This window comes from Yersinia sp. 22-579 (genome assembly GCF_030433455.1).
GTDB lineage: Bacteria > Pseudomonadota > Gammaproteobacteria > Enterobacterales > Enterobacteriaceae > Yersinia > Yersinia enterocolitica.
On sequence record NZ_JAUJTZ010000002.1, the window covers coordinates 191,259 to 204,066 of the forward strand.

Sequence of the window (12,808 nt, forward strand, 5' to 3'; positions counted from 1 at the left end):
TTAGGATACAGAAAACGCTAAAAGAGAAGCATATAGGCATGGGCCAATTATTACGCCGCATCGCAAAATTTTTAGGGGTTGGTGCTCCAGCTACTTACTCCTACCCCGCTTTAGATGTCACCTTAGCCGGTGAACGCCACTTGCATCTGGTCGGTAGCATCCATATGGGAACCGAAGGCATGTTTCCCCTCCCCCACGAATTGCTGAATAAATTGAATCAAGCTGATGCGCTGATAGTAGAAGCAGATATCACTGACGCAACCTCGCCGTTTGGTAACGAAAATCTGGCTGATCCGTTGATTGACCGATTATCTGAAGAGCACTACCAACAATTGTTGCAACGCTGCGAAGAACTCGGTCACGATCCGCAGTCCATGGCCTTTCTGCCCGCATGGCAAACCGCCTTGATGCTTCAGGCACGCCAGGCCCAACGTTTGGGATTACGCGGCGAATACGGCATCGATTATCAATTACTGAAAGCGGCCGCAGCGCAGAAGAAAACCATTATTGAGCTGGAAGGCGCACAAATGCAGCTCGATTTACTGGAAACACTGCCCGACAATGGCATGTCTTTACTGCTCGATACCTTAACTCACTGGCACACCAACGCTCGCCTGTTGCAAACCATGATTGGCTGGTGGTTGGAACATCATCCGGTCAATGACTTGTCCACACTGGCCCCCACTTTTAGTCCGGGGTTGTACGACGTACTGATGATACAGCGCAATAAACGCTGGCAGCAGCAGCTTGAACAACTGCCAGCCGGCCACTATGTGGTCGCGGTTGGTGCATTACATTTATATGGCGAAGGGAATCTCCCTGAACTCTTGCAGCCCAACCATCGGTAAAAAATACAAAAAAATGGCCGATATCGCTATCGGCCAGTCAAAGAGGAATTTTCATTATTTTAGTTATTAAGCCCTCACATTCCTTGCGGAAAATATGAGCAGCCAGTATAGGGTAGCAACCTGACGATTAGATTAGCAACTGACATTCATCATATATCGTATCGCATCGGATCATTGTGCTGATTTTATTAGGTTAATTTTTAGTCTTGTGACAAAAATTAGGTGTAGGATATTCCAACTGAATAAATTTTCATTTTAAATTGGACGTTTATTATGACACCTGCAGTCGTTTTGCTGGAAAAACAAAAAGTTCCTTTCACATTACACCCCTATCACCATGACGCCACAGAAACCAATTTCGGTGATGAAGCGGTTAAAAAACTGGGCCTCAATGCCGATCAAGTTTATAAAACATTGCTGGTTGCGTTAAATGGCGATGCCAAAAATCTGGCGGTTGCCGTCACACCGGTGGCCACCCAACTTGATCTTAAGAAAGTGGCGCGTGCATTGGGGGTAAAAAAAGCCGAGATGGCGGATCCACAATTAGCGCAGCGCAGTACTGGCTATTTAGTTGGCGGTATCAGCCCATTGGGGCAGAAAAAACGCTTACCTACTGTGATTGATAGCCCTGCTCAAGACTATGCCACCATATTTATTTCCGGCGGTAAACGGGGGTTAGATATTGAATTGGCAGCAACAGACCTATGCCGTTTATTGCAGGGAACCTTTGCTGATATCGCCAAGCGGGATTGAGTCATCACAAATATGAAAGGGCCACAAATAGCCCTTTCATAAAAAATTAATTTATTGTCTATAAAGCTCTTTTACGTTAAATAAACCTTTATCACTGTGATTAGTTTTAAATGAGGAATATAAATCTATTGGATTTTTTAAATTTCCGCCTTGCAAAACTGGCGTATGTATTGAGCCAAGATCACAGAAAGGCACCTCCCAGAGCGGCAACTGAGCACATCGTGTGAAACAGCTAGGTTGGTGGAAACACGCGAGTGCACTCGCAACAGGCAGTGCTGTGAGCATTGAAAAAATAATAACTATTTTATGAAAGCGCATAGTGAGCCTCCTGAACCTAATATCCAATAAATAACAAGTAACTTACTTACCATCTTTGGCTTAGTCCCAGTGATATTATCTCACTTAGGTAAAAGTGATTTTATGAACACAAATATAAACAATACATCAACAAAATATATTTTCCGCTTAACACACCTTGGTTTCTAGATATAACCAATAGCAATCAGGATTATATAATAGGAGTCACTGACTATAGTGACTCCTTATCTAATTGATTATTTATAAACAATCTCGCCTTTCGGCTGATATTGGCTGGCATCCAGTGGTGAGTGCTTTTCAATATACTGTTTAAGCACTTCTGCGTCGATAAAACCGGTATTCACATAGCTCGGTAAAGTATCAATCTTCGGATAACCATCACCACCTAGCGCATTGAAATTCAAGGTTGCCAGACGATAGGTTTTATTCGGATCTAACGGTTTGCCTTGTATTTTCACGTCACTGACACCTTTGCCATCAGCGACTAAACTGACATTGGCAAATTGTGCATAAGCACCTGAATCGACTTTCTTATTGGCCACAACCGCCAGATACTTCTCAACTTCACTGCCTGTCATATCAGCATAAACCAGGGTATTACCAAATGGCTGGACCTTAAGAACATCTTTATAGGTGATATCACCCGCATCGATAGAGTCACGAACCCCACCGCCACTCATCACCGCAAAATCAGCACCCGCACGTTCCATTTGTGCCGCCAATAGCAACCGCGCCAGATTGGTTTGCTCGAAACGCACTTTGCTGCGATCCCCTTCCAACTTACCACTCACACTACCCACTTTGACATCCAGCTGCGCTTTGCCCTGTTGTTCAAATGGTGTCAGCAGTTTCAGCATTGACGGGTCTTGAGCAATCTCTTGCGTATAAAAGATGCGCTCACTGGTGCCATCAGCTTTCTCTACTTTTTTCTTCAAATTGATTGGGATTAACTGATAGCTCACTAACTTCAGCTCGCCATTACGGAATTTGAAATCTGCCCGCCCCACATATTTACCCCATTCATGCGCCTGTACTATCCACGTACCATTCTGCCGATCTGGGGCACAAGGCGTACCTGGCACATAATCAGCCTGCTTATGGTTCTCACTGGCCATACAGACCGGATCTTGTGAGTGCCCACCCACAATCATATCCAGATAGCCCGCCGGTAAACTGCGCGCCATCTCGACATCACCCGGCGCATTCGACCCGTGTTTGCCATCATCATAATGGCCCATATGAGTCGCCGCGATGATAATGTCAGGCTTTTCAGTTTTTCTCAGTTGCTCGACAACTTGCTTTGCTTCTGTCGCAGGCACGCGGAATTCGATATCGGTGAAATACTCGGGATTGCCGATCTTAGCGGTATCATCAGTGGTTAAACCAATTACGGCGATTTTCACACCTTGCTTATCAAACAAGGCGTAAGGTTTGAATAATCGCTGTTGGGTGCTTTTCTGATAAATATTGGCTGATAATAATGGGAAAGTGGCCCATTTCTCCTGCTGGCGCAGCACACTCAGTGGATTATCGAACTCATGGTTGCCGATAGCCATTGCGTCATAACCGACCAAATTCATACCGCGAAAATCAGGCTCAGCATCCTGTAAATCAGATTCCGGAACACCGGTATTGATATCCCCACCGGAGAGCAACAACAAGCTTCCCCCTTCTGCGGCAACTTGCTTACGAATGTCATCAACTAAGGTTTTCTGTGCCGCCAGGCCATATTCGCCGTGGTCATTTTGCCAGAAGTGGCCATGATGGTCATTGGTGTGCAGTATGGTGATATCGTAAGTTTTATCTTTTTCCCAGGCGGCAGCCCATCCCGGTGCAAACGCCAGCGACACAGCTAAAGCAGCTGCTGTGGTCGATAATGAAAAACGCATCGCAAATCTCCATGTTGTCGTTAAAACCAGCCCGTTCAGTGCCAGTTTAATGAGTAAAAATGGGGTGACACATACCAATATCATGATAAATCAAGATCATACTGTGACAGAGTTCGTATTGTAGTCTGATGATCTATCGGTGAATTTCAGAATATTTGAATATATATCAAATTGTATCTGCTGTAGTAAAAATCATTCGATCTGCATAATATGTATTCATTACCAATATATTATTAACAGTGATAATTATTAGGCGAATACTCACTATGACCGATCGTTCTGAGACGGAACTCCCTCCCTCCGTCAATACCCAACCCTTCGATAATACCAAGGTAAAGCGCACATCATTTTCCATCTTGGGTGCGATCAGCGTATCTCACTTACTTAACGATATGATCCAGTCGCTGATTCTGGCGATTTATCCTTTATTACAAGCTGAATTTTCTCTGAGTTTTGCGCAGATAGGATTAATCACCCTCACTTACCAACTGACCGCCTCATTATTACAGCCACTTATTGGTCTCTATACCGATAAGCATCCGCAGCCCTATTCACTGCCAATTGGCATGGGTTTCACCTTATCAGGTATCTTGCTGCTTGCGGTTGCCACGACTTTCCCGGTGGTTTTACTGGCAGCGGCATTAGTCGGAACCGGTTCTTCGGTCTTCCACCCAGAATCCTCCCGCGTAGCCCGTATGGCATCCGGTGGCCGCCACGGTATGGCTCAGTCTATTTTTCAAGTGGGAGGCAACTTCGGCAGCGCTCTCGGCCCACTATTAGCCGCTATCCTTATTGCACCTTACGGTAAAGGCAATGTAGGTTGGTTTTCACTCGCGGCACTGCTGGCTATTGTGGTGCTGTTGCAGGTCAGTAAATGGTATCAGCAACAACAAAGAGCAACCTATGGCAAAGTAGTAAAAGTCTCATCGGCCAAAATACTGCCTAAAAAGACGGTTATTAGCGCGTTAGTTATCTTGATGGTACTGATATTCTCTAAATACTTCTATTTGACCAGTATCAGCAGCTATTACACCTTTTATCTGATGCATAGGTTCGGTGTTTCGGTACAAAATGCCCAAATACATTTGTTTGTGTTCTTATTTGCCGTTGCCGCAGGCACCATCATTGGCGGGCCTCTTGGCGATAGGATAGGTCGAAAGTATGTTATTTGGGGGTCAATATTGGGCGTTGCGCCATTTACCCTTATTTTACCCTACGTTTCTCTGTATTGGACCGGGGTTTTAACCGTGATCATTGGCCTTATCCTCGCCTCTGCCTTCTCGGCAATACTGGTGTATGCGCAAGAGCTTATTCCGGGGAAAGTGGGCATGGTATCTGGTCTATTCTTCGGTTTTGCTTTCGGTATGGGGGGTTTAGGTGCGGCTGTACTAGGGTATGTTGCTGATTTAACCAGTATTGAACTGGTTTATCAAATATGCGCCTTCTTACCATTACTGGGGATAATTACGGTCTTCCTGCCTAATATAGAAGATAAGTAATAGTAATAACCTTATAATCCCGACTGAGATATGTGTTTCAGTTGGGAGATTTCCCTGCGTAATAGAGACAGAAACAGCAAATCCCTCACAAACAACCACTTCAAACAATTTCCATGCCAAAGCTGACTTTTATCGATAAAAAATGAATTTTTATCGCGCATTGATCGCATAAATGCAATAAACTGATGTTATTGCTGTGAAATGCTTGCCGCCCTGCCGAACTAGAAGGAGTCTGGATGCACCACTCAACACCCTTAATTACCACGATCGTCGGAGGCCTTGTTCTCGCCTTCCTCTTGGGCTCCTTGGCTCACCGCCTGCGCATCTCACCACTGGTGGGGTACCTTGCCGCAGGGGTGCTGGCCGGGCCATTCACGCCAGGTTTCGTTGCTGATACCTCATTAGCACCAGAACTGGCTGAAATTGGTGTTATCTTGTTGATGTTTGGTGTCGGACTTCACTTCTCACTTAAAGACCTCCTCGCAGTAAAAGCCATCGCCATACCCGGTGCTGTGGCACAAATTGCCGTTGCCACCTTACTTGGAATGGGACTGTCTCATTTATTAGGCTGGGATTTGATGACGGGTTTTGTCTTCGGTCTTTGTCTATCAACAGCAAGTACCGTGGTATTACTGCGAGCTCTAGAAGAACGGCAACTCATAGATAGCCAGCGGGGGCAAATTGCTATCGGCTGGCTGATTGTCGAAGATTTGGCGATGGTACTCACATTGGTGCTATTACCAGCCTTTGCCGGCGTGATGGGTAACGAAACCACCAGTCTCAGCCAGTTATTCACTGAACTAGCAATAACCATCGGTAAAGTCATTGCCTTCATTACGCTGATGATTGTTGTCGGTCGTCGTTTGGTCCCCTGGATACTGGCTAAAACCGCCAGTACCGGTTCCCGTGAGCTATTTACCTTGGCAGTGCTGGTATTAGCGCTTGGTATTGCTTACGGCGCTGTAGGGCTGTTCGACGTATCCTTTGCTCTCGGTGCATTCTTCGCAGGAATGGTATTGAATGAATCAGAGCTCAGCCACCGTGCGGCGCAAGATACCTTACCGCTACGTGATGCATTCGCCGTACTGTTCTTCGTTTCAGTTGGGATGTTATTCGACCCAATGATTTTGCTACGTGAACCATTAGCTGTACTGGCTTCACTAGCTATCATTATCTTCGGCAAATCAGCCGCAGCGTTTATATTAGTGCGCATGTTTGGTCACTCAAAACGTACAGCACTCACCATTTCTGTCAGCCTGGCGCAAATCGGTGAATTTGCCTTTATTCTCGCCGGGCTTGGAATTTCTCTCGGTTTAATGTCTGAGCATGGCCGTAATCTGGTGCTGGCGGGCGCAATTCTATCAATTATGCTCAACCCGCTACTGTTTACACTATTGGATCGCTATTTGGCTAAAAACGAGACGATGGAAGATCTGATTCTGGAAGAGGCAGTCGAAGAGGAAAAGCAGATCCCGGTAGATTTGTGCAATCATGCACTATTAGTCGGTTATGGTCGGGTGGGGAGTTTATTAGGTGCAAAACTGCACGCGGAAGGTATTCCATTAGTGGTCATTGAGAACTCTCGACCAAGAGTTGAAGCGCTACGTGAACAAGGTATTAATGCGGTATTAGGTAATGCTGCAAGTGCAGATATTATGTCGCTGGCTCGTTTGGATTGTGCTCGTTGGTTATTACTGACCATACCGAATGGCTACGAAGCTGGTGAAATTGTCGCCTCCGCCAGAATTAAACGGCCAGATCTTGAGATAATTGCTCGCGCGCATTATGACGACGAAGTGGTTTATATCTCGGATCGTGGCGCGAACCAGGTTGTGATGGGCGAACGTGAAATTGCCAACAGTATGCTTAATATGTTGAAGATAGAAACGCTGACCGAAGAAGACAAACGCCCTCTTTGCCCAATTTAAAAACATCTCAGTGTTTATAACTGATGTTCTATATCCAATAGATTTCAAGCTGCAGGAAGGCGGCAAGCAAGAGAATCCCGATGAGCTTACACCAGTAAGTAATTCGGGTGAATGAGAGCAGCCAACACACCTGCAGCTTGAAAGATGACGGATATATTATCTTTCCCAGTACGACTCTTCTAAACTGTCTTCCCGCTCAGGCAAACCACGCGTCAAACGCGGTGAATGCTGATTCAATACTTGATAACTAACCCGATTGGCATATTTACATACTTGCGCCAATGAAGAGTAGCTCAGGTAGCTACGTACATGTTTGCTAGAGTTAGGAACATTGTTACGATGAAAACCATTGGCAGCAATGTCATGCAGCACCGCCGATAAAGCACCATCCCCTGCCCCATTAGTATTCATTATTTTCTCTGGGCCACCCATATAAGGGGCAATATGAGAATAAATCCGTAATGGGTTATCACAATGCTCTTTACGCATCGCGCGGCTGAATTCATACAAGTTAAATTCAGCAATCGCACCGGGTAATAATGGGTGCTGAGTTTGGCGCTTATTAGCCTCTTCCGTATAGCCCGCCATATAAAGGCCATTAGGGCCAGCGGTACAAAGCACTAAATCAACCCAGTTCAAGGCCATATCTGAGGCCATCAGCGGATCATTAAGCCCCGTCAGTTCATAAGCTTCATCTTCATTCATCGCTACTATAGAGACGTTCTCTTTAAGAAAATCACGCCACCACTGTGGATTATCTGCAATAACGTATTTTGTCCCAAGTGTCATCACGACAGGAACATTATATTTCTTCGCATAACTGATAGCTTGCATCGTCGCTTCAGGCATTGGTTCGCCCGGCTTACAACGCACCAAATAAGCGGTAAGAACCAATGCCGATGCCCCTGCGATAATATCTTCAGGGATACTTTCCGGTCGTAGTTGATTCATTTGACCGGGACTGATCGCAAATGTGCGCTCGCCATTATCCGTAATGAGAGTGAAACAGCGACCAATCGCACCATCAACTGCCTGTAAATAGTTCAAATCAGTGCGACTAGAGGTATTACACAGATAACGATAGGCATAACTACCAATTTTGATATTGCTACACATCGTACCTAATAAAATAGAGCGGTCATCCGCCAAAACAGAATAATTGTGCAACGTATTACCAATGGTTCCCCCCGCAAACTCATGCGTTATTAACCCCTTGGCGGTCAGTTCCTGATAAAGGTGTTCAGCAACATCATCCTCGATAACCAAAGAATGCCCCTGACTAAGACCATAACGCGTAATAAAGTCCTCATCGACTTTCGCTTCAATATCAACTAGCGTCTGATCAATACCAACAATATAAGACGTGCTCACTTCATTTTCTGTCTGAGCCGGTTGTAATAAAGGGTCACGAGCATTAACAGGAAAATAGTGCTTAGATTTGCGTTTACCAGGAAATTTCATTGTTGTTTGTTACAAAATTAGGGATGAAAAGATAGGAGGATTTTAGCACAGCTGACCAAGTATTCAGCGAACATAACCATTTGGATTAGATTGCTGCCAATTCCATGCATCTTTTAGCATGTCTGTTAAATTTCTTTTGGCCTTCCACTTTAATTCCTTAAAAGCAAGCTCAGGGCTGGCCCAACACTCAGCAATATCGCCAGGGCGACGAGCCACAATTTCATAAGGAATTTTTTTGCCTGATATTCGCTCAAACTCTGCAATCATCTCAAACACTGAATGCCCAACACCCGAGCCAAGATTATAAACCTTAAAACCCTGCTTCAGGTTATTAAGCGCACAAAGATGCCCTTCTGCAAGATCCATAACATGGATATAATCCCGCACACCTGAGCCATCTACGGTAGGGTAATCATTACCGTATACTGCTAATTTGGGAAGTTTACCAATTGCCACTTGAGCAATGAATGGTAGTAAGTTATTAGGCTTCCCATTTGGATCCTCGCCAATTAGCCCTGATGTATGAGCACCAACAGGATTAAAATACCGCAGCGCTCTTATAGAGAAATCAGGATAAGCAAAAGCGAAATCTTTCAATATCTGCTCAACCATGACCTTTGATGAACCATAAGGATTTGTTGTTCCGCCAATACGTGCATCTTCAGTCAGGGGAACAAACTCAGGATCACCATATACTGTCGCAGAAGAGCTAAATATTAATTTTTTTACGCCAGAGATAGCCATTTCTTCAAGCAAAACAATCGAGCCGGTGACATTATTTTGGTAATATTCAATGGGTTTAACTACTGACTCGCCCACTGATTTCAAACCTGCAAAATGAATAACAGCATCAACTTTATGCTCGAAAAATATCTTCTTAAGGCAATTCCTATCTAATATATCACCTTGGTAAAATACGGGTGTGTGGCCAGTGATTTTAGATACACGTAATAATGACTCAGCAGAAGCATTAGATAAATTATCTAATACAACAACATTTTCACCATTTTCTAACAGAGTCAGTACAGTATGTGACCCTATATAACCTGCACCACCCGTTACTAAAATAGTCATAATTCACCTATTAAATTTAAGAAACCAAGCATATCTATCATCCAAGAATAATTTTTCTACATTTATCTTTTACGTTATTTATATCAAATTTATTCTTTTGCTTCTGTGCTGCTTTATAGAATGAATCATAGTTTGAAAATACAGTATTAAGAGCGGAATCTAATTCCTCTGTCGTATTAGCAATTAAGATACCGTTTTGATTGACTACCTCACTGCAACCACCGACATCACTCAAAATAACCGGTAGACTGGCACTGGTAGCCTCAATTGCGGCCATAGGTAAACCTTCACTTTCTGATGTTAATACAAAAACATCATACTCATGAAATCTGTCGAATCCTTTAATTTCACCGTAAAAATGAATATTGTTATAATCTGCATATTCTTTTTTAAGATCTTGATAGTATTCCCCGTCACCAACGATATCCAGGTCAAATTTAGGGTTAGCTGCAGCGACTTTTAATATTAAATCAGGACGTTTAGGATAAGCCAATCGACATACATAAATGATTTTATTTTGGCATGGACGGTCAGGTCGCTCAGTTAGTGGTGTTATCGCATTAAGCTGGGTTATAATTTTCTCAGGTTTAATTCCAATTATTTTAATAGCTTTATCTGCATCACTTTGAGAAACACACCATACGACATCTGTAATGTTTGATAGTAGCTTTTCAATATAACAAAATATGAATTTGAGTACATTACCATTGTAAATACATGACCATCCGTGAGAAACATACACGCCACGAAAACGTAGGAATAAACGGGCCAACCTACTATAAAGACCGGCATTGGCAGAACTGGAAACAACAATATCAATCTTATTTTCTTTAAGCGTCTTGTACAAAACGTAGATGGCCTTAATACTAGCCATTTTTCTTATCTCTGGAATAATAACGATTTTGTCACAGACAATAGTTTCAGTTAACCAGCCCGGTTCAGAAGTTATTAAAATAATCTTACAATCGTCTTTAAGTAGTTTGACTTGCTCCAAAACCCAACCTTGAGCACCACCAATGATTGATTTAGTAATTACAAATGCAATATTCTTCATATTAATTCCATAAACAATAAAATGCAAATATTCCTAGAGAGTAACTTTAAGCCGTTAGTGAACAATAACGTTTTTTGCATTTTCGCCGTGAGCCTTTTGCCAAACAACATCACAGATGCCATCTGTTGGTTGAAACCCTGTAGGTGCTTCTAATAATAAAGAACGGATACGTTCGTAATTAAAGTCATTACAGGCAGTTTCAATTTTGTTCAGCAGAGTATTCAAATTGTCCCAATCAAGCATAACTTCAGTTGCAGTCATAATTCGAGGATGATAGGTATGCTGTACGGAATCACCAATAAGTAACTCTTCGTATAACTTTTCTCCAGGCCGTAATCCTGATATTTCAATCGCGATATCGCCATCAGGATTTTCTTCACTCTTAATAGAAAGGCCCGAAAGATTAATCATTCGCTTGGCCAAATCAATAATTTTAACAGGATCGCCCATATCTAATACAAAAACATCACCGCCGTGTCCCATAGCACCAGCTTGAATAACAAGTTGAGCAGCTTCAGGAATAGTCATAAAGTAGCGAATAATATCTTTATGTGTAAGAGTGATTGGGCCACCCTCTGCAATTTGTTTCTTAAAGAGAGGAACAACAGAACCAGACGATCCAAGCACATTACCAAAACGAACCATACAAAATTTTGTTTTATTTTGTTCTGTCGATAATGCCTGCAACACAAGTTCGGCCATTCTTTTGGTAGCCCCCATGGTGTTGGTTGGCCGTACAGCTTTGTCCGTGGAAATTAAAACAAATTTCTCAACCTTAGATTTTATTGCTGCTTTAGCACAATAAAGCGTACCGAATATATTATTTCTTACTCCCTCTATCACGTTGTTTTCGACAAGAGGTACATGCTTATAGGCTGCGGCATGATAAACAGTATTTACATGGAAGCTAGACATTATCTGAACTAACCGTTTTTCACTTTGTACAGACCCAAGTAATGCAACAAATTCTGTCTCAATTTTATTATTTTTACATATTGCTGCTATTTCATTTTCTATGGAATAAAGCGAAAACTCAGAAATATCAAAAAGAATTAATAAACTTGGTTTCTCAACAATAATCTGACGACATAGCTCAGAGCCTATTGACCCTCCAGCGCCAGTCACCATCACCACTTTCCCAGTAATATTTTTAGCTAACAGTTTTTCATCTGGTACGACTGGATCTCGCCCCAGCAACTCTTCGATAGAAACTTTCTTTAAGCTGCTTATTTGTGCTCGACCTTCAACCAAATCAGACATTCCCGGAATAGATAAAACTTCACAAGAGAGATTTTCGAGTTTATTGACAACTGCTCGACGCTGACTTTGGCTAACACTGGGCATAGCCAGTAATACTTTCTTAATGCCATAGCGCCCAATTAAATATTCAAGTTTTTCTGAAGGATAAACTGTGACACCATGAATAACAGCTTTATGTAACTTAGGATTATCATCAACAAAAGCAATAGGGAAATATTCACTGGCTTGCATTAGAGCGGGTAATAATTGCCTTCCAGAAGCGCCCGCACCATATATAACAACGGGAATCTGTCCTCTAACACCATAATTTAATAGCATCCTAAAAAACAACCGAGAGCCGCAAATAAGCACTAATGAGAAAATAAAGAACATGACAGAGACTGTTCTTGGTAAATATACTCCTAAGAAATAAGATCCAAGAACAAGTAAACCAGAAGAAAGAACAACACCTACGAGCACAATACTGACAATCTTAGCACTGACATAACGTAATACTGTTCGATATAAACCCAATCTTACATATACAAAAAGTGTCGGTGGTATAATTGCAGCTAAAGCAACCCATTGCTCAATGCTGGTAAAGGGACTATCTACGTCCAGTCGTACCCAGAAAGCCCCCCAGTATGCTAGAACAATTAGAATCGTATCTAACAATAGCATAATAATTCGTTTAACAGTTCTTGGCAAAGATAATAAAAATACGAGAAGCATATAATACCAACCC

The 12,808-nt window shown here is 42.8% G+C and carries 9 protein-coding genes; 4 read left to right on the forward strand and 5 right to left on the reverse strand.

All coding sequences use genetic code 11. The annotated features are described in order from the left end of the window. Positions 1-38 precede the first annotated feature (38 nt). Positions 39-848: a TraB/GumN family protein gene (locus QSV56_RS03260; RefSeq protein WP_046051432.1), complete on the forward strand. Its 810-nt coding sequence runs from the start codon at positions 39-41 to the stop codon at positions 846-848. A 273-nt stretch (positions 849-1,121) separates the two neighbouring features. Beyond that, positions 1,122-1,601, forward strand: coding sequence for a Cys-tRNA(Pro)/Cys-tRNA(Cys) deacylase YbaK (gene ybaK / locus QSV56_RS03265; protein ID WP_019082579.1), 480 nt, complete (start codon positions 1,122-1,124; stop codon positions 1,599-1,601). Between the two features lie 554 nt (positions 1,602-2,155). Here the strand turns inward: ybaK and ushA are convergent. Continuing rightward, a complete protein-coding gene (ushA, locus tag QSV56_RS03270; protein WP_050130606.1) occupies positions 2,156-3,808 on the reverse strand; it encodes a bifunctional UDP-sugar hydrolase/5'-nucleotidase UshA in 1,653 nt (550 codons plus the stop codon). Positions 3,809-4,074: 266 nt separating this feature from the next. Between ushA and QSV56_RS03275 the strand changes: the two genes are divergently transcribed. Both QSV56_RS03275 and ybaL read left to right on the forward strand, forming a co-directional pair. Then, on the forward strand, positions 4,075-5,307 hold the full coding sequence (locus QSV56_RS03275; protein ID WP_019081261.1) for an MFS transporter: 1,233 nt from the start codon (positions 4,075-4,077) through the stop codon (positions 5,305-5,307). 236 nt (positions 5,308-5,543) lie between these two features. Beyond that, positions 5,544-7,235 (forward strand): YbaL family putative K(+) efflux transporter, encoded by a 1,692-nt coding sequence (gene ybaL / locus QSV56_RS03280; RefSeq protein ID WP_005158223.1) that lies wholly within the window; start codon positions 5,544-5,546, stop codon positions 7,233-7,235. Positions 7,236-7,391: 156 nt separating this feature from the next. On the opposite strand, the gene QSV56_RS03285 is transcribed toward ybaL, so the two are convergent. The 4 genes from QSV56_RS03285 to QSV56_RS03300 all read right to left on the reverse strand — a co-directional run bounded on the left by QSV56_RS03285 (position 7,392) and on the right by QSV56_RS03300 (position 12,795). Beyond that, positions 7,392-8,696, reverse strand: coding sequence for an inosine/guanosine kinase (locus QSV56_RS03285; RefSeq protein WP_046695339.1), 1,305 nt, complete (start codon positions 8,694-8,696; stop codon positions 7,392-7,394). A gap of 63 nt (positions 8,697-8,759) precedes the next feature. Further along, positions 8,760-9,770 carry a UDP-glucose 4-epimerase GalE gene (gene galE / locus QSV56_RS03290; RefSeq protein ID WP_301210714.1) on the reverse strand — a complete coding sequence of 337 codons (1,011 nt, stop codon included), beginning with the start codon at positions 9,768-9,770 and terminating at the stop codon, positions 8,760-8,762. Between the two features lie 37 nt (positions 9,771-9,807). Then, on the reverse strand, positions 9,808-10,824 hold the full coding sequence (locus QSV56_RS03295) for a glycosyltransferase (RefSeq protein ID WP_019081264.1): 1,017 nt from the start codon (positions 10,822-10,824) through the stop codon (positions 9,808-9,810). Positions 10,825-10,878: 54 nt separating this feature from the next. Beyond that, complete coding sequence (locus tag QSV56_RS03300; protein ID WP_301210717.1) at positions 10,879-12,795, reverse strand: nucleoside-diphosphate sugar epimerase/dehydratase; 1,917 nt, start codon at positions 12,793-12,795, stop codon at positions 10,879-10,881. Positions 12,796-12,808 lie beyond the last annotated feature (13 nt).